This window comes from Gordonia sp. WA4-43 (genome assembly GCF_020520305.1).
Lineage (GTDB): Bacteria > Actinomycetota > Actinomycetes > Mycobacteriales > Mycobacteriaceae > Gordonia > Gordonia hongkongensis.
Window position 1 is genome coordinate 1,329,838 of sequence record NZ_CP084736.1, and the last position, 17,187, is coordinate 1,347,024.

Genomic DNA, 17,187 nt, shown 5'->3' on the forward strand with positions numbered 1-17,187 from the left:
CGGCGCAGGGTAGTGCACCCGAAACCGACGTCGCGATGAGTCCGATTCCGTGTCGGGGATACGATTCGGTGACTGATGTCTACTGAAGGGTAACCACGATGGGCGAGTACAGCGTGCCCGCGAAGTTCTCGATCGGCGACGACGAGAACTGCACGAACATCATCTTCGGCCTGGCGCAGCGATCACCGCAGCACATCGTGTTCCGCCACAAGCAGGGCGACCGGTGGGAGCCGGTCACCGCCGCCGAGGCCGCCTCCCGCATCTCCGCCATCACCAAGGGCCTGATCGCCTCCGGCGTCAACCCCGGGGACCGGGTGGCGCTGCTGTCGCGCACCCGCCTCGAGTGGAATCTCTTCGACTTCGCGATCTGGTCCGCGGGCGCGATCACCGTGCCCATCTACGATTCGTCCTCCGCCGGCCAGATCGAATGGATCATGCAGGATTCCGGTGCGGTCGCGATCGTCCTGGAGGACGACGGACATCGCGCCGAGTTCGAGTCCATCGACTCCCTGACCACGCCGGTGACCGTCTTCCAGATCGACCGCACCGACGGGCCGGGTGCCGTCGGCGAGCTCGTCGCCGCCGGTGCCGACGTCCACGACGACGAGGTCGCGGCCCGCCGGGCCACCGTCAGGGCCGCCGACCCGGCGACGCTGATCTACACCTCGGGGACCACCGGACGGCCCAAGGGCTGCGAACTCACCCACGCCAACATGCTGTCGGAGGTGCGGGCGGTCCTCGCCGGCGACCTCCTCGATCAGGTCATCGCCCGCGACGAGAAGCGTCTGCTGATGTTCCTTCCCCTCGCCCACGTGCTCGCCCGGGCCATCACGCTCGTCGCCATCGAGGCCGGCATCGAGGTGGGACACACGAGCGACATCCCGAACCTGGTGGACGAGTTCGCCGTCTTCAAACCGTCGCTCATCCTGTCCGTGCCGCGCGTGTTCGAGAAGGTGTACAACACCGCCCGGCAGAAGGCCCACGACGGCGGCAAGGGAAAGATCTTCGACGCCGCGTCCGAGACCGCGATCGCCTACTCGCAGGCGACGGAGAAGGGGCAGGTCGGTCTCGCGCTGAAGGTCAAGCACGGCGTCTTCGACGCGCTCGTCTACAAGAAGCTCCGGGCCGCCCTCGGTGGCGAGTGCCAGATGGCGATCTCCGGTGGCGCGCCGCTCGGCGCCCGCCTGGGTCACTTCTTCTCCGGCGTCGGTGTGCCCGTCTACGAGGGGTACGGCCTGACCGAGACCACGGCGGCCTTCAGCGTGAACACCCCGTCGGCGTCGAAGATCGGCAGTGTCGGGAAGCCGTTGTCGGGCAATGCTGTTCGGATCGGCGATGACGGAGAGGTGCTGCTGCACGGCGGTGTCGTCTTCACCGAGTACTGGCAGAACCCGGAGGCCACCGCATCGGCCGTGATCGACGGCTGGTTCCATACCGGCGACCTCGGCACCGTGGATGCCGATGGGTTCATCACCATCACCGGCCGCAAGAAGGAACTGATCGTGACCGCCGGCGGCAAGAACGTCTCCCCCGCCGGACTCGAGGACGTCATCCGCGCCAACGCCCTGATCTCGCAGGCCACCGTCGTCGGCGACGCGAAACCGTTTGTGGCCGCCCTGATCACGATCGATCCGGAGGCGTTTCCGGCGTGGAAAGAGCGCACCGGCAAGCCGGCAACCGCGACGGTCGCGGACCTCGCCGACGACGCCGACCTGCGCGCCGAGGTCCAGTCGGCCGTCGACCTCGCCAACAAGACGGTGTCGCATTCAGAGGCCATCAAGAAGTTCCGCATCCTGCCGACCGACTTCACCGAGGAAACCGGCGAGATGACGCCGACCCTCAAGGTCAAGCGCAACGTCGTCGTGGAGAAGTTCGCCGGCGACATCGAGGCGATCTACCAGCGGTGAGCTCCCCGCCGGCGCCGGTTGCTCCTCAGAGCAACTGGCGCAGGCGGGCCGCCATCTGGCTCCACTGCCAGTTCTCGACGACGTAACGCCGTCCGGCCCGGCCCATCTCGGCCGCGGCCGCGCGATCACCGAGGATCGCCAGGATCGCCAGGGCGACCGCGTCGACATCGGTCCCGTCGACGGCCGTGCCGGTGACCCCTTCCTCGATGGTCTCCGGCGCCCCACCGGACAACCCGGCGACCACGGGCACGCCCGACGCCGATGCCTCCAGGTAGACGATCCCCAGGCCTTCGACGTCCAGCCCGCGTCCCCTCGTCCGGGACGGCATCGCGAAGACGTCCGCGATGTTGTGGTACGCCGCGAGGTCGTCGGCGGGCACCGAGCCGGTGAAGATCACATGGTCGGCCACGCCCGTGTCGGCCGCGAGGTCGCGCAGGGTCTTCCCGTAGGGACCACCGCCGACGATGACCAGCGTCGCGTCGGGGATGGTGCGTCGGATCAGCGGCAGGGCGCGGATCAACACATCCTGGCCCTTACGGGGCACCAGCCGCGACAGGCAGAGGATCGTCGGACGCTCCCCTAGGTCGAGATGTTCGCGAAATCGCTGTCGCAGCACCGGATCCGGGGCGAACCGCTCGGTGTCGACGCCGGGGGGCAGGTGTTCCAGGGCCGCGCGGGCGCCGAAGGCCGACGCGAACCGGCCGCGGGTGTATCGGCTGACGAAGGTGATCACATCGGTGTGGCGGCCGATGTGCCCGAGCACCTGCCGCGCGCCCGGCAGCATCGACCACCCGACCTCGTGACCGTGCGTGCTGGCGATGATCCGCTGGGCGCCCGCGCGACGCATCGCCGGCGCCAGCACGGCCAGCGGTGCGGCCGCGCCGAACCACACCGTCGAGATCTGTTCGCGGCGCACGATCTCCGCGGCACGCCGCGCCACGAACGGGGTGGGGAGCATGAGCGTCGTCGGGTGCCGGTACACCCGATACGGGGCGGCCGCGTCGAACTTCTCGTGCGAGTCACCACGCCAGCGCGGCGCGTAGACGACCACGTCCTCCGGCGGCAGCAGGTCCACCAGATTCTGCAGGTAGGACTGGATCCCGCCCGGACGGGGCGGAAAGTCATTGGTGAGCAACAACGTTCGAGACATCAACGGGCCTGCACTTCGAGCCACCGCTGCCACCCCGCGACCAGTTCGGCACGCGTCAGCCCGACACTCGAGGCGATCGCCGTGTCCTGCGCCGCGGGCAGGGCCGACGCCGCGACCCCCATGTACATCTTCTTCAGCCGCGCCTCGTCGAATCGATCGGCGACGTAGGCGGCCAGCGACCACGCACTCTGATAAGCCACCTGTGAAGTCTGACCGTCCATCGCGAAGTCGGTGTCGGCGGGTGGCCCGGTCGGAACTCGACCGGCACGCACGGACGCGATCAGGTCGGGTGCGGCATCCGCGATCCTCGTGTGAGTCCCTTTGCGCCCGACGTATTCGGCCACGCCCTCGGTGATCCAGAGCGGCGCGTCGAGCGCGGTGTGAACGCGGGCCGCGACATGGGTCAACTCGTGCCGGAGAACCACCGCGAGCGTCGGTGCGGCGAGTTCCCGGGCCGCCGGGGTCAGGATGATGCGCTGTCCGGTCGCGGTGCGCTGGACCAGGTCGAGGCTGCTGAACACGGTCGCGGCCGCCGCGGTCCCGGTCGCCGCTCGGCCCTCGGGTACGAGTGCGGCGAACTCGTCGTCGGTCGCCGTGGCGACCACGACGGCGCGGCGATCCCAGTCGTCGCCCCAGAAGTCACTGACGGCATCCACCGCCCCGGGCAGCTCCCGCTGCAGCGTCGCCACCGTCGAAGACGTTCGGGGATACGAGGCGACCACCGACGTGCCGCCTGCGGTGGCGGTGTCGGCCACCTGGAGTCCGGGCAGCTCCCACATCTGAGTGGGTGCGGGTTCTCCTCCCAGGGCCGTGGCGTCTCCGACGAGGCGCCAGGCCTCGCCGTAGCGGGCGACCACGAACTGGGTGCCGACGACCACCTCGGCCTCGTCGACTCCCGGGACCCCCTCGCCGCCGAGCGCATAGCGCAACTCCACCGGAGCGACCCACGAGTCCGAACTCCCCCCGGCATCGAGGAGCTCCTGCAACTCACCGGGTACGAGCACCTCCGCCTCTTCGGTGGGCGCAAGCTGATAACCGAACCGTGCGAGCCGCAGGGTGCCGCTGCGACCGTTCCGCGGCGTGAACCGGCTGGGCGCGAAACCCGCGGCGGCCGTGACGAATCTGTCCTTGAACGCCGGGGTGGCAGCGGTGTCGACGAGGGTGCCGATCGCCCGCACATCCCCGGAACGCACCGCTTCGGTGAGCGCGTCGAGCAATCGCGTCACGCCCGCCGCTCGATCACGCTCGTAGACGTTGACCGCGGGGCTCGACGACACGGGCGCTGCGGACGAGCCGGGCCCGTCGGGCACGTCGACCGTGCCGCACGCGGTGGCAACTGCGATGACCGGAACGACCACGGCCGAGACGAGGCCGGCGCGCCCGCGCGGTGAGGTCACCGGTGGGACTAGAACCGGCGGGCAGAGTTGTACGGTCCGGCCTCGTCGAGCGGCTCGACCTTGACCGGAACGCCGAAGGTCGAGGCGTGGATGACATAGCCGTCACCGACGTACATACCGACGTGATGGGCATCGGGATAGTAGATGACCAGGTCACCGGGCTTGAGATCGTTCTTCTCGACCGGCTGACCGCCGGCCATCTGCGCCTGACTCGATCGCGGGATCGTCTTGCCGGCCTGCCGGAACGCCCACACCATGAGTCCCGAGCAGTCGAACGAATTCGGTCCGGTGGCGCCCCACACGTAGGGGTCACCGATCCGGGTGAGCGCGGCGTGGGTGGCGATCAGTCCGGCGGCGGTGCCCTTGGGCACCAGTCGCGGATCGAAGTCGAAGGTCGGACCGCGCAGAGCCGCCAACTGCTTGCCGGTCATCGACTTGTAGATCGACCGGATCTGGATCGCCTGGAGCTGCAGGTCGGCTTGCTTCGTCTGGAGGTCACCACGGACCCGTTCGGCGCGGGAGACCGCCTCGGAGGCGGCCACCGCCGTGCGCTCGGCATCCTTCTTCGCGATGGCGGTCCTGGCCCGTACCTTCTTGATCGCGGTCAGGTCCACCGACGCCTGACGCGAGATCATGTCGAGACCCGACATCTGGTCCAGGAGCGCCTGCGGGGAGTCGCTGACCATCACGGCGTACAGCCCGCTGACCCGCGCGCCCTGATAGCTGGCGCGGACGATCGCGTCGACTCGGTTCTGGTGCACGGCGAGCTGGGCGCGGCTGGTGTCCAGCGTCTGCTGCGCCTCGGCCGCGGCTTTTTTGGCCGCCGCCACGATGCCGCGCTGCTTGTCGTACTCGATCTTGGCGTTGTGCATCGCCTCGGTGGTCTTCTCCGCGTCGATGCCCAGTTGCTTGTAGCGGTCGAGCAGCTGATCGGCCGAGCGCGCGGGCACCGCACGGGCGTCCCCGACCCCGCCGGCGACGGTCGGTGCCAGAACGGCGAACGCCGACAGGACACAGAGCGCCACCATCAGCGGACCCGAACGCATCCTCGGCCGCGTCGCGCGACCACGCCCCTCCCCGATCAGCACGGTCTACTCACTCCCTCGTGTGTGCTCGTCGATCCCTGAGCATCCCGGGCCCCTGCACCCGTACCCCGCGTCCCGTCGACCACCCTAGGCGGCCGACCGGCCCCCGGGACTGGTTCGGGCGGATCGCAATCCACGCGATCCGCCCGTCCAGAGACCTTCGTGCTCAGTCTGTTCGTGTTCAGTTGTCGTCAGTACCGACGGATGCCCGTCAGGGTCCACTCCTTGACGGCGTCGCGCTTGACCGGCGTGCCGTAGTTGGACGAGTGGACGAACTGACCGTTGCCGACGTAGATGCCGGCGTGGCCGCCACCGTTGAAGATCATGACGTCGCCGGGCTTGGCCTCGGAGTACGACACCGCGCGTCCGCCGCCGAGCTGGCCGTAGCTGTCGCGCGGGATGTTCTTGCCGGCCTGCTTGTAGGACCAGTAGACGAGGCCCGAGCAGTCGAATGCGTTGGGGCCGGCGGAGCCGTAGGAGTACGGCGCACCGATCTTGCTCTCGGCGGCCTTCACCGCCTTCTGACCGGCGGTCAGCTGCGGCTGGCCCAGGGGCGCGCCGCCACCCTGCGGGCGGAACTGCTGCGGGATCTGCTCCGGCGCGATACCCGGCACGGTGAACTGCCCCAGGTTGGGGATCTCGACCGTGGCGGCGGGCGACTTCTTCACCGGCGTGGCCTCAGGCGCGGGCTTGGCCTCCGGGGCCTTCGCGCCGGGCAGGGCCGGGATCTCGAAAGTGCCCAGCGGGGTGTGGACCGGGGCGGCGAGAGCAGGGCCGGCGGCTGCGGCGAGCGAACCGAGTGTGATCGATCCAGCGATCACCGCCTTCTTGGCGACCGTGCTGCCACGATTGGGCTGTTCCAAACGATGTTTGGCCACGAAGCGAGTTCTCCTTCAGATCTTCCTCTACCGCCGACCGAGTTAGCTGTCGGGTTCGGGCCGGAAGAGTGGCCCTACACGTTTTTCGCGCATGAGGTATCCACTGGACACTCATGCGTGGCAACGCGATTCACCCCGATTCGGATCGGCTTCGACCGAGTCGCATCAGTGGTGATGCGCTCCGACGAGCCCGTCCGAAGGTTGTGGTTCCCCGGTTCGCCCGCGAGGGCGATTGAGCGGTGACTACTGCGGACCACTTCTGTTGAAGCGGGACGCTCCGCAAAGGTCTCAGAAAGGTTACGAAATCGGATGCGCTCTGTCCACCAGGCGACAGACAGCCAAACCTCGGCCGCTTCTCAGCCTGCCCTGAGGACGGTCACAGAGGCGCGTCGATCCGGCACCTGAACTGCGGTTTTGGCGGATCTTGCAGATCGTGCAGCGGCGCTGGTCACCATTGCAGCAGCCTGCAGAACGTCGATGGCGAGGTCCAGTTCGGCATCCGCGTCCGAGGTGGCCGCCGTTACCGAAACTCCACCTTCGTGCGGCATATCGTCCCAGCTCGGACCACCAAACAGCACTGTCATCATGCACCCGTCGCAAGCGACGGGACGAGCCGGGCAGCGCGCACAATCGACGTACATAATGTGATCTCCATCTCATCTGGCGAGGGCGGGCCGCGTCGGCCCCGTTACGGGTCGGTGTGACCGTGAGAAGACCGCATTTCTCACGTCCAGGTGGAGACTAGGGGCGCCCACCGACAAGTCCGTCGAACAGCGATCGACACAGCAGTCACACGGGTCACACGACACGATGTCGGAGCGTCGCGGTCGCGATGTCGGTGGATCGAACTAGTGTTCGCCGGGTGACGCAGACCAGCGTGGACGGCTCGCCCGCGGGGCAGCTCACCTTCGCCGACCTGGAGGCCGCCGACCAGGGGGCCACGGGTGAGACGTCGAACGAGTTCAGCGACCGGTCGCTCTTCGAGACGACCCTCGTCGTCGTCGACCTCGAGACCACCGGGTCAGACCCGGTCCGCGACCGGATCACCGAGATCGGCGCGGTCAAGATCCGCGGCGGCGAGGTGGTCGGCGAGTTCGCCACGCTGGTCGACCCCGGCCGGCCGATCCCCCCGCAGATCGTGACCCTCACCGGCATCACCACCGCGATGCTGACCGACGCCCCCCGGATCGAGTCGGTGCTGCCGTCGTTCTTCGAGTTCGCCCGCGGCTCGATCCTGGTGGCCCACAACGCTCGTTTCGACATGGGTTTCCTCCGGCAGAACGCGATCCGGCTCCACCTGCCGTGGACGTTCAGCCTCAGCCTGTGCACGGTGACCATGGCCCGGCGCATCCTCAGCCGTGACGAGGCGCCGACGGTCAAGCTCAGCGCGCTCGCCGACCTGTTCGACGTCTCCGTGCGGCCCACCCACCGGGCGCTCGACGATGCGCGCGCCACGGTGGAGGTCTTCCACCGGCTCCTCGAGCGCGTCGGCAATCAGGGCATCGCGACAGTCGGCGACCTGACGTCGTATCTCCCGAAGACCGACCCGCGCCTGCGCGCCAAACGCGCACTCGCCGACCATGTCCCGGCCCGTCCCGGGGTGTACCTGTTCCGCGGCCCGTCGAACGAGGTCCTCTACGTGGGCACCGCGGTGGACCTCCGCCGCCGGGTCCGGTCGTACTTCAGTGGCAACGACCCGCGCCGCCGCATCGCGGAGATGGTGCTCCTCGCCCAACGGGTCGACGTCGTGGAGTGTTCCCACGCCCTGGAGGCCGCCGTCCGCGAACTCCGGCTCCTCGGCGCGCACGCACCGGCGTACAACCGACGATCGACCCAGCCGCACAAGGGTTGGTGGGTGACCCTGACCGAGGAACGCTTCCCCCGGCTCAAGGTCAGCCGAACACCCACCGACGAGTCGATCGGCCCGGTGGGCAACCGCAACAACGCGGCGACGGTCGCCGACGTGATCTCGGCGGCCGCCGGTCTGCGCACGTGCACGACACGGCTCGGCGCGACGGGTTACCACTGGTGTCCCGAGGCCGATGGGAGGCGGCGGCCGGGGTCCTGCCGGGCGGCCACGGCGCAGCCGCAGACGGTGCCGGACTACTCTCCCCGGGTCACCGCGGCCCGCCGGCTCATGCGAGGTGAGGCCGACGAGCTCCTCGACGGCCTCACCGCGCGCCTCACCGACCTTGCCCAGGCCCACATGTTCGAGACCGCGGCGCGGCATCGGGACCGTCTCGCGCTCACGATCGACGCCCTCGCCCGCTGCCAGCGACTGGCCGCGCTGTGCGCGATCGCCGAGATCGTGGTCGCCCGGCCCGACGGTGAACGCGGCTGGCAGTTCGCGGTCATCCGGTACGGACGGCTCGCCGCCGCCGGGCGCGCTCGACGCGGAGTCTCGCCCATGCCCGTCGTCGACGCGCTCGTCGCGGCCGCGGAGACCGTGTTACCGGGCCCCGGTCCGCTGCGGGGCGCGCCGGCCGAGGAGGTCGGCCTCGTGTACCGCTGGATGACCGAACCGGGCGCGCGCATCGTGTCGACGAGTGAGCCGGTCGCCCTGCCCGCCGGCTCCGCCGAACGCCGGCTCGGGTGGTCGCAGTCGGCGCACGACGCACGTGCGGCCAGACCCGTCGCCGACTCTCGCACACGGCAGGCGAGCTGAGGGCCACGCACCACTAGGCTGGCGACATGATCACCGCCATCGTCCTCATCCAGGCCGACATCCACCGGATCCCGGAGACCGCCCAGGCCGTCGCCGACATCCCCGGGGTCGAAGAGGTGTACTCCTGTGCGGGCGACGTCGATCTGATCGCGAAGATCCGGGTCCGTGACCACGAACAGATCGCGACGGTCGTCACCGGCCAGATCAACCGGCTACCCGGGGTTCTCAAGAGCGCGACACACATCGCGTTCCGCAGTTACTCCAGCTCCGACGTCGAGGGTGGTTTCTCCATCGGCGAGAACTGACCCGCCGAACACTGCGCCCCACAAGGATTTCGGGGCAGCGTGACCGTCAGGCGGGCGCGGCGAGCCGGCCGCTGAGCTCGGCCCACCGCTGCAGCAGGTCGGCGGCGGCACCGTTGTCGATCGCATCGGCCGCCCGCTCCTTCGCGGCGCCGAGGGCATCGGTCAGTTCCGCCGAGCTCATCGGCGCCTCCTGCTCGAACGCGACGATGGCCCCGGCCGAGTTCAGCAGCACCGCGTCCCGGACCGGGCCCGTGGTCCCGGCCAGCAACTCACGGGCGATCGCGGCGTTGACCGTCGCGTCTCCCCCCTGCAGGGCGGAGAGTTCCACGCGCGCGATCCCCAGCTCCGTCGGGTCGACGGTGAGTTCGTTCACCTGCCCGGCGACGACCTGCCAGACCGTCGACGTGGTGGTGGTCGTCAGTTCGTCGAGACCGTCGTCGCCGCGGACCACCAGCGCGGAGCCGCCGCGCTCGGCGAAGGCCCGCGCCAGAACCGGCGCGAGGTCCGCGAAGGCGCAGCCGATCAGCCCCCGGCTGGGTGTCGCCGGGTTGGTCAGCGGCCCCAGCACGTTGAAGACCGTCGGGATGCCGATCTCCTTGCGCGGCGGACCGGTGAAGCGGAAGGCCGGATGGAACACCGGCGCGAAGCAGAAGCCGATCCCGAGTTCCGACACGCACTGCGCGACTGCGGCGGCATCGAGGGAGATGTCGACACCGAGCGCCTCCAGCACGTCGGCACCGCCGCTCTTCGACGACGCCGCACGGTTGCCGTGCTTGACCACCGCGACGCCCGACGCGGCGATCACGATCGACGTCATCGTGGAGATGTTCACCGTGTGCGACCGGTCGCCGCCGGTCCCCACGACGTCGACGGCCGGGCGAGTGACGTCCACGAGCGTCGCGTGGTCGAGCATCGCGCGGGACAACCCGAGGAGCTCCGCCGGTGCGGCACCCTTCATCTTCACGCCGACGCCGAACGCGGCGATCTGGGCTCCGGTCGCACTGTCGGTCATGATCTCGTTCATCGCCCACGCCGCCTCGTCGGCGCTGAGGTCGAGGCGATCGATGATCTTGCCGAGGATCTGCGGCCAGCTGAAGTCAGACTGTGCGGTGCTCACGGGGAGTCAGCATATTCGTGTTCAGAGCGGCGGACGCTGGAGGACGGCCCACTCGCGTGCGAATCCGCCGTGCCGCGAACTGAGGCTCGCCATCCGGGACCGTTCCTGCGACAGATGCATCGCGTCGAGCAGCTGGACCCGCGCCAGGACCAGGACCACGAGCCGATCGTCGCGCGGCGCCGGCCTCGGCCCCCAGCGTTCGTCGTCGACGGACTCGTAACCGTCGAGCGCGGCCACCGCGGCCGCGGCGGCCCGCCGGTCGGGGGGCACCTCGACGACATGCCGGAGGATCACCTCGTCCGCGGCTCGCCACGACGACGCGTCGAGCGCCACCGAACTCGCGATGGCATCGTCGTCGGAACGGGCCACCACCTCCACCCGCTCATGCAGCGTCAGCGGACCGGCGCCGGCACGCGGGCGCAGCCGTGAGCGGAGCCGCGCCAGGCGACCCTGCTCGACGACTCGGCCGTTGAGATCACGGGGGCCGGGCGGCGCCGAACTGGACATGAACACACGGTAGCGAGCCGGGCGTCCGCCACACCCTTCCCGGACACGCCGAGGGTCACCCGATTCGGGCCCGGACCTGCGACGAGAGAAATAGTCGGGGGCAATTTCCGACCCGGGTGGCCACGGCTTACTACGAACCGTCATACTTCACTTGTGACAAGCGCTGTAGGTACCTCAGGAACAGCCATCACCTCGCGCGTGCACTCGCTGAACCGGCCCAACATGGTCAGCGTCGGCACGATCGTGTGGCTGTCCAGTGAGCTCATGTTCTTCGCTGGCCTCTTCGCGATGTATTTCGTCGCCCGTGCCAACTCCGCCGTCGGCTGGCCGCCGCCACCGACCGAGCTGAATCTCGCCCTCGCCATCCCGGTGACGACGATTCTCATCCTGTCGTCGGTGACGTGCCAGATGGGTGTCTTCGCCGCCGAGCGCGGTGACGTCTTCGGCCTCCGCCGCTGGTACGTCATCACCCTCATCATGGGAACGATCTTCGTGATCGGGCAGGCGTACGAGTACACCGTGCTGGTCGGCCACGGCACGACCCTCGCGTCGGATGCGTACGGCTCGGTCTTCTACATGACGACCGGGTTCCACGGCCTCCACGTGATCGGCGGTCTGATCGCGTTCGTGTATCTGCTCATCCGGACCAAGCTGTCGAAGTTCACGCCGGCGCAGGCAACCGCCGCGATCGTCGTCTCCTACTACTGGCATTTCGTCGACATCGTGTGGATCGGGCTGTTCGTCACGATCTACTTCATCCGATGACGCCGGCCCGTTCCACCACGACCGAGCGCAGCTCGATCTAACAACAGTCCGTCCCGCTTAGTAGAGAGTCACAGATGAGTTCATCTCCACCGCGTCCGTCGGATAGCGGCACCGAGGTCGGACCCGATGCCTCGGCCCGACGCTCCTCTGCACGCGACGCCGGCCGCCGCGCCAAGGCCCGACGCAAGCTCCGTCGGCGCGCAGGCGGCACCATCGTGTTGCTGGCCGGCCTCGTCATGGCGGGTGTGCTCGCCTCGGTGCTGACCCCCGAGCCGCAGGTCGCGGTCGCCGACGAGAGCAACGCCGCGATGATCGACGACGGTCGCAAGCTCTACGAGACCTCGTGCATCACCTGCCACGGCGCGAACCTCCAGGGCGTGCCCGAGCGCGGTCCCGCACTTCTCGGTGTCGGCGACGCCGCCGTGTACTTCCAGGTGTCGACCGGACGTATGCCGGCGGCGCGTGGTGAGGCGCAGGCCCAGCGCAAGCCGGCCAAGTTCACCACCGAGCAGATCGACCAGCTCGGCGCCTACATCCAGGCCGAGGGTGGCGGACCGCAGGTGCCGCGCAATGCCGACGGCACCGTCGCGATGGAGTCACTGCGCGGCGACAGCATCGGACGCGGCAGTGAGCTGTTCCGATTGAACTGCGCGTCGTGCCACAACTTCACCGGTCGCGGTGGCGCACTGTCCTCGGGCAAGTTCGCGCCGAACCTCGACGGGGTGAACGAGGCGCAGATCTACACCGCGATGCTGACCGGTCCGCAGAACATGCCCAAGTTCTCGAACCGTCAGCTCGATCCGGAAGAGAAGCGGGACGTGATCGCCTACGTCAAGTACGTGAGCGAGGCCAAGCCCAGTGGTGGTCTGGGCCTCGGTGGTTTCGGCCCGGTCAGTGAAGGCATGGTCATGTGGTTCGTCGGCGTCATCGCCATCGTCGCCGGCGCCATGTGGATGGGATCTCGAGCATGAGCGCGAACGACAAAGACGTCCCGTCGCGGGACGAACTCGAACAGATGAGCACCGATGAGCTCGTCAAACTCGGCACCAATCTCGACGGCGTCGAGATCATCCACCGGTCCGAGCGTTACTCGGTGCCGGGCACCAAGGTCGAGAAGCGGGCCGAGCGTCAGGTGGCCATCTGGTTCACCGTGGCCGGCGTGTCCGCCCTCGCGTGCCTCGGGATCTTCCTGTTCAACCACTGGGAATTCGCCCTCCCGGACGATCCGAACTACTGGTGGTACACGTTCAACACGCCACTCCTCGGCGTGACGTTCGGTCTGTCGGTGTTCGCCATCGGCGTTGCGCTGATCCTCATCACCAAGAAGTTCATCCCGGCCGAGATCTCGGTTCAGGATCGTCACGACGGCGGATCGGCCGAGGTCGACAAGAAGACGATCGTCGGTCTGCTCCAGGACACCGGCGCCACGTCCACGCTGGGTCGTCGCAAGATGATCATCGGCTCCGCCGGTTTCGGTCTCGGCGCCTTCGCGGTCACCGGACTCGTGGCCTTCCTCGGGGGCTTCATCAAGAACCCGTGGGCCGAGGGCCCCGACTCGCCGCTGTGGCATTCGGGATGGTCGCCGATCTACAACCCGCCGGAAGCGCCCAACGAGACCATCTACCTGCGGCGTGACACCGGCAACCCGTTCCAGGTCGCCCTGGTCCGGCCGGAAGATCTCGACGCCGGCGGTATGGAAACCGTGTTCCCGTGGCGTCGTTCGGACGGGTTCGGCGAGTCCGAGCACTCCCGCCATCTGCTGGAGGAGGGCCTGCACCAGGTCCGCAACCCCGTCATGCTCATCCGTCTGCGTCCCGAGGATGCGGCCCGTGCGGTCAAGCGCAAGGGTCAGGAGAGCTTCAACTACGGTGACTACTTCGCCTACACCAAGGTCTGCAGCCACCTCGGCTGCCCCGCCTCGCTCTACGAGCAGCGGAGCAACCGCATCCTGTGTCCCTGCCATCAGTCGCAGTTCGATGCGCTCGAGTACGCCAAGCCCATCTTCGGACCGGCCGCACGTGCGCTGGCACAGCTGCCGATCACGGTGAACAACGAGGGCTACCTCGTTGCCGCAGGCGACTTCATCGAGCCCGTCGGTCCGGCATTCTGGGAGCGTAAGTCATGAGCATCGCCGAACGCCTCGGCACTCAAGCCGAAGAAGTGGACTCGCGGTATCACCTCGCCGCGGGCATGCGTCGCCAGATCAACAAGGTCTTCCCCACCCACTGGTCCTTCATGCTGGGTGAGATCGCGCTGTACAGCTTTATCATCCTGCTGGTGTCGGGCGTCTACCTGTCGCTGTTCTTCGATCCGTCGATGACGCGCGTGGTGTACGACGGCGCCTACCAGCCGCTGAACGGCGTGATGATGACCAAGGCGTACGAGACGACGCTGAACATCTCGTTCGAGGTGCGCGGCGGTCTCTTCGTCCGTCAGATCCACCACTGGGCGGCACTGCTGTTCGCCGCGTCGATCATCATCCACATGATGCGCATCTTCTTCACCGGTGCGTTCCGACGTCCGCGTGAGGCCAACTGGATCATCGGTTGTCTCCTGCTGATCCTGGCGATGTTCGAGGGCTTCTTCGGTTACTCGCTCCCCGACGACCTCCTGTCGGGCACCGGCGTCCGCGCCGCCATGAGTGGCATCGTCCTCGGTATCCCGGTCGTCGGCACCTGGATTCACTGGGCACTGTTCGGCGGCGACTTCCCCGGCGTCATCATCATCCCGCGCCTCTACGTGCTGCACATCCTGCTCTTCCCGGGCATCATCCTGGCTCTGATCGGCGCACACCTCGCGCTGGTCTGGTACCAGAAGCACACGCAGTTCCCCGGCCCCGGCCGCACCGAGAAGAACGTCGTCGGCGTCCGCATCATGCCGGTCTTCGCCGCCAAGGCCGGCGCGATGTTCGCCTTCGTCACCGGCGTCCTGGCGATCATGTCGGGCGTCTTCCAGATCAACCCGGTCTGGAACATCGGTCCGTACAACCCGGCACAGGTGTCGGCCGGATCTCAGCCGGACATCTACATGATGTGGACCGACGGTCTGATACGTCTGTTCCCGGCATGGGAGCTCTACCTGGGCAACTACACGGTGCCGATGTCGAACTGGGTCGTGCTGATCATGACCATCATCTTCGGCCTGATGTTCGCCTACCCATGGATCGAGAAGAAGCTCACCGGCGACGACGCGCACCACAACCTGCTGCAGCGTCCCCGCGACACCCCGGTGCGGACGGCGATCGGCTCCATGGCGGTCTCGTTCTACATCCTGCTGACGATCGCATGTATGAACGACATCATCGCGTTCAAGTTCCACATCTCGCTGAACGCGACCACCTGGATCGGGCGCATAGGTCTGATCGTCCTGCCGCCGCTGGTCTACTTCATCGCCTACCGCTGGGCGCTCTCGCTGCAGCGCAGTGACCGCGAGGTACTGGCACACGGCATCGAGACCGGCATCATCAAGCGGCTGCCGCAGGGTGAGTACATCGAGATCCACCAGCCGCTCGGCCCGGTCGACAGCCATGGTCACCCGATCCCGCTCCCCTACGAGGGTGCGGCACTGCCCAAGCGGATGAACAAGCTCGGCTCCGCCGGTGCCCCGGGTACGGGTTCGATCCTCACGGCGGATCCGCCGGAGGAGCAGCTGCGCAACGTCGAACTCGAGCACGAGATCGAGGCCGACGAGCGGAAGGCCCTCCGCGAGCTGCAGGCCAAGGGCGGCAACCCCTTCGGCGAGTAGTCACACGAGGTCGCACGACCCACCGCGGGCCGTCGAGCACCATCTGGTGCGCGACGGCCCGCGGTTCGTTGTGCATAGTGGCTCACGTCGCCGACCGACACCACTCCCCTCCCCCGGGGTGGCTGCCGGCGCGGGTCCGATGTGGCACGGTGTACCCCATGCACCGGTCACCTCCCCGAAGTTCCGGTCTGTCCCAGATCACCCGCGGGATGGGCACTCTCGATGCCGAGATCTACGATTCGATCGCCCGGTCCCCGAGCCCGCTCCTCGACGTGACGATGCCGATACTCACCCGGGCCGCCGACCATTCGAAGCTGTGGATGGCGATCGCCGCCGGGCTCGCCGTGTCCGGCCGTCCCTCGCTGCAGCGCGGTGCCGCACGCGGACTGGTCTCGCTCGCCGTGACGAGTCTGGTCACCAACCAGGGGGCGAAGCGGATCCGCAACCGCTCGCGGCCCTCCCACGGACTGATCCCGTTGTCCCGGCGGGGTCGTCGACGCCCGACGTCGAACTCGCTGCCGTCCGGACACTCGGCCAGTGCTGCCGCCTTCGCCGTCGGTGTGGCCGTCGAGAATCCGCCCGCGGGTCTGTTGTTGTCGGCACTGGCCGGGCTCGTCGGGCTGTCCCGGGTGGCGACCGGGGCACACTACCCCGGCGACGTGGTCGCGGGGCTCGGCATCGGCGCCGTCATCGCCACCATCGGTGCCCGTGTCGTGCCGCCCATCACCGAACCGTCGCTGTCCCTGGCCGCCCCGTCGGTCGTCGACGTGGGACCCAACCCCGACGGGGCAGGTCTGGTCGTCGTCGTCAACCCGGGCTCCGCGGACGGCCGTGGGCGCCGGGTCCTCGAGGAGATCCGTGGTCGGCTACCCGCCGCCGAGATCATCGAACTCGACGAGACCGACGACATGGCAGCCGTTTTCGCCGACGTGGCGGCCCGAGCGGAGATCCTCGGGGTGGCCGGTGGCGACGGCACCGTGGCATGTGCCGCCGCTCCTGCGCTGGCCGCCGACATTCCCGTCGCGGTCTTCCCGGCCGGCACGTTCAACCACTTCGCGCGTGACATCGGTTGCGGCACGGTGGACATTACGATCGACGCGATCCGTTCGGGTTCGGCGTCCCGTGTCGACGCGATGTGGCTCAACGACTCCCGCCTGATCCTCAACACCGCGAGCATCGGCGCGCACCCCGACTTCGTCCGGGTCCGCCGACGCCTGCAGCGGCGGATCAGCCGGCCGCTCGCGACCGCGGCGGCCGTATTGCACGTCCTCCGCAAAGATCCGCACGTCCGAATCGAGGTCGAGGGCCGTGTACTCGACGCGTCCCTGTTCCTCGTCGGCAACTCGATCTACCAGCCCACCGGATTCCTGCCGTCGCGACGCGTCCGGCTCGACGACGGCCTTCTCGACGTACGGATCCTCGAGACGAGCCATCGCTGGGCGACCCTGCGCCTCCTGGGTTCACTGGCGCTCGGTCGTCTCGAACGCTCTCACCTGTACCACGAGATGCAGGTCCCCGAGTTCCGCTTCACCGCGGTCGACGGCCCCGTCGCGGTGTCACACGACGGCGAGGTCGAGGAGTCGTTCTCGCAGGCCGACTTCCGCGTGGACTACCGCGTCCTGAAGGTCTTCCGGCCGGTCGGCCGGGAGCGTCCCTGACCGCTCACC

Annotated in this window: 15 protein-coding genes and 1 riboswitch; of the genes, 8 read left to right on the top strand and 7 right to left on the bottom strand. The window is 68.4% G+C overall.

What is annotated here, in order from left to right:
* Nucleotides 1-98 precede the first annotated feature (98 nt).
* Nucleotides 99-1,907 carry an AMP-dependent synthetase/ligase gene (locus tag LEL84_RS05945; RefSeq protein ID WP_226513551.1) on the top strand — a complete coding sequence of 603 codons (1,809 nt, stop codon included), beginning with the start codon at nt 99-101 and terminating at the stop codon, nt 1,905-1,907.
* A 25-nt stretch (nt 1,908-1,932) separates the two neighbouring features.
* Here the strand turns inward: LEL84_RS05945 and LEL84_RS05950 are convergent, their stop codons facing one another.
* The 5 genes from LEL84_RS05950 to LEL84_RS05970 all read right to left on the bottom strand — a co-directional run bounded on the left by LEL84_RS05950 (nt 1,933) and on the right by LEL84_RS05970 (nt 7,004).
* Entirely contained in the window at nt 1,933-3,057 is a 1,125-nt protein-coding gene (locus tag LEL84_RS05950; protein ID WP_165629895.1) for a glycosyltransferase family 4 protein, read from the bottom strand.
* Nucleotides 3,057-4,454 carry a hypothetical protein gene (locus LEL84_RS05955; protein ID WP_226513552.1) on the bottom strand — a complete coding sequence of 466 codons (1,398 nt, stop codon included), beginning with the start codon at nt 4,452-4,454 and terminating at the stop codon, nt 3,057-3,059. The genes LEL84_RS05950 and LEL84_RS05955 overlap by 1 nt, the downstream gene beginning before the upstream one ends.
* Nucleotides 4,455-4,462: 8 nt before the next feature.
* Nucleotides 4,463-5,500 (bottom strand): NlpC/P60 family protein, encoded by a 1,038-nt coding sequence (locus LEL84_RS05960; RefSeq protein WP_068972099.1) that lies wholly within the window; start codon nt 5,498-5,500, stop codon nt 4,463-4,465.
* Between the two features lie 230 nt (nt 5,501-5,730).
* Nucleotides 5,731-6,417: a C40 family peptidase gene (locus LEL84_RS05965; RefSeq protein ID WP_068972088.1), complete on the bottom strand. Its 687-nt coding sequence runs from the start codon at nt 6,415-6,417 to the stop codon at nt 5,731-5,733.
* Between the two features lie 16 nt (nt 6,418-6,433).
* Nucleotides 6,434-6,666, bottom strand: a riboswitch (cyclic di-AMP (ydaO/yuaA leader).
* 107 nt (nt 6,667-6,773) lie between these two features.
* Nucleotides 6,774-7,004: a hypothetical protein gene (locus LEL84_RS05970; protein ID WP_223259021.1), complete on the bottom strand. Its 231-nt coding sequence runs from the start codon at nt 7,002-7,004 to the stop codon at nt 6,774-6,776.
* Between the two features lie 245 nt (nt 7,005-7,249).
* On the opposite strand from LEL84_RS05970, the gene LEL84_RS05975 reads away from it, so the two are divergent.
* The gene (locus LEL84_RS05975) at nt 7,250-9,082 is read left to right on the top strand and encodes a DEDD exonuclease domain-containing protein (RefSeq protein ID WP_388028113.1); all 1,833 of its coding nucleotides are present in this window, start codon (nt 7,250-7,252) and stop codon (nt 9,080-9,082) included.
* Between the two features lie 26 nt (nt 9,083-9,108).
* Nucleotides 9,109-9,387 carry an Lrp/AsnC family transcriptional regulator gene (locus tag LEL84_RS05980; RefSeq protein ID WP_058253073.1) on the top strand — a complete coding sequence of 93 codons (279 nt, stop codon included), beginning with the start codon at nt 9,109-9,111 and terminating at the stop codon, nt 9,385-9,387.
* A 46-nt stretch (nt 9,388-9,433) separates the two neighbouring features.
* Here the strand turns inward: LEL84_RS05980 and trpD are convergent, their stop codons facing one another.
* Together trpD and LEL84_RS05990 are read right to left on the bottom strand one after the other, a co-directional pair.
* On the bottom strand, nt 9,434-10,504 hold the full coding sequence (gene trpD, locus LEL84_RS05985) for an anthranilate phosphoribosyltransferase (RefSeq protein WP_226513554.1): 1,071 nt from the start codon (nt 10,502-10,504) through the stop codon (nt 9,434-9,436).
* A 21-nt stretch (nt 10,505-10,525) separates the two neighbouring features.
* Nucleotides 10,526-11,011 (bottom strand): hypothetical protein, encoded by a 486-nt coding sequence (locus tag LEL84_RS05990; RefSeq protein ID WP_226513555.1) that lies wholly within the window; start codon nt 11,009-11,011, stop codon nt 10,526-10,528.
* Between the two features lie 153 nt (nt 11,012-11,164).
* Here LEL84_RS05990 and LEL84_RS05995 point away from each other — a divergent pair, with 153 nt between their 5' ends.
* The 5 genes from LEL84_RS05995 to LEL84_RS06015 all read left to right on the top strand — a co-directional run bounded on the left by LEL84_RS05995 (nt 11,165) and on the right by LEL84_RS06015 (nt 17,178).
* Nucleotides 11,165-11,776 (top strand): heme-copper oxidase subunit III, encoded by a 612-nt coding sequence (locus LEL84_RS05995; protein ID WP_065630046.1) that lies wholly within the window; start codon nt 11,165-11,167, stop codon nt 11,774-11,776.
* A 74-nt stretch (nt 11,777-11,850) separates the two neighbouring features.
* On the top strand, nt 11,851-12,747 hold the full coding sequence (locus LEL84_RS06000; protein WP_058253076.1) for a c-type cytochrome: 897 nt from the start codon (nt 11,851-11,853) through the stop codon (nt 12,745-12,747).
* Nucleotides 12,744-13,901, top strand: a complete 1,158-nt coding sequence (locus LEL84_RS06005; RefSeq protein WP_226513556.1) for a ubiquinol-cytochrome c reductase iron-sulfur subunit — start codon at nt 12,744-12,746, stop codon at nt 13,899-13,901. The genes LEL84_RS06000 and LEL84_RS06005 overlap by 4 nt, the downstream gene beginning before the upstream one ends.
* Nucleotides 13,898-15,520, top strand: coding sequence for a cytochrome b (locus LEL84_RS06010; protein WP_226513557.1), 1,623 nt, complete (start codon nt 13,898-13,900; stop codon nt 15,518-15,520). The genes LEL84_RS06005 and LEL84_RS06010 overlap by 4 nt, the downstream gene beginning before the upstream one ends.
* Before the next feature lie 209 nt (nt 15,521-15,729).
* Nucleotides 15,730-17,178, top strand: a complete 1,449-nt coding sequence (locus LEL84_RS06015; RefSeq protein ID WP_137808472.1) for a bifunctional phosphatase PAP2/diacylglycerol kinase family protein — start codon at nt 15,730-15,732, stop codon at nt 17,176-17,178.
* Nucleotides 17,179-17,187: the final 9 nt, after the last annotated feature.

Coding starts and splice junctions, on each gene's coding strand:
- LEL84_RS05990 (WP_226513555.1), bottom strand. CDS start 11,011: ATGTCCAGTTCGGCGCCGCCCGGCCCCCGTGATCTCAACGGCCGAGTC.
- LEL84_RS06010 (WP_226513557.1), top strand. CDS start 13,898: ATGAGCATCGCCGAACGCCTCGGCACTCAAGCCGAAGAAGTGGACTCG.
- LEL84_RS06000 (WP_058253076.1), top strand. CDS start 11,851: ATGAGTTCATCTCCACCGCGTCCGTCGGATAGCGGCACCGAGGTCGGA.
- LEL84_RS05945 (WP_226513551.1), top strand. CDS start 99: ATGGGCGAGTACAGCGTGCCCGCGAAGTTCTCGATCGGCGACGACGAG.
- LEL84_RS06015 (WP_137808472.1), top strand. CDS start 15,730: ATGGGCACTCTCGATGCCGAGATCTACGATTCGATCGCCCGGTCCCCG.
- LEL84_RS05975 (WP_388028113.1), top strand. CDS start 7,250: ATGTCGGTGGATCGAACTAGTGTTCGCCGGGTGACGCAGACCAGCGTG.
- LEL84_RS05970 (WP_223259021.1), bottom strand. CDS start 7,004: ATGATGACAGTGCTGTTTGGTGGTCCGAGCTGGGACGATATGCCGCAC.
- LEL84_RS05980 (WP_058253073.1), top strand. CDS start 9,109: ATGATCACCGCCATCGTCCTCATCCAGGCCGACATCCACCGGATCCCG.
- LEL84_RS05950 (WP_165629895.1), bottom strand. CDS start 3,057: ATGTCTCGAACGTTGTTGCTCACCAATGACTTTCCGCCCCGTCCGGGC.
- LEL84_RS06005 (WP_226513556.1), top strand. CDS start 12,744: ATGAGCGCGAACGACAAAGACGTCCCGTCGCGGGACGAACTCGAACAG.
- LEL84_RS05960 (WP_068972099.1), bottom strand. CDS start 5,500: ATGCGTTCGGGTCCGCTGATGGTGGCGCTCTGTGTCCTGTCGGCGTTC.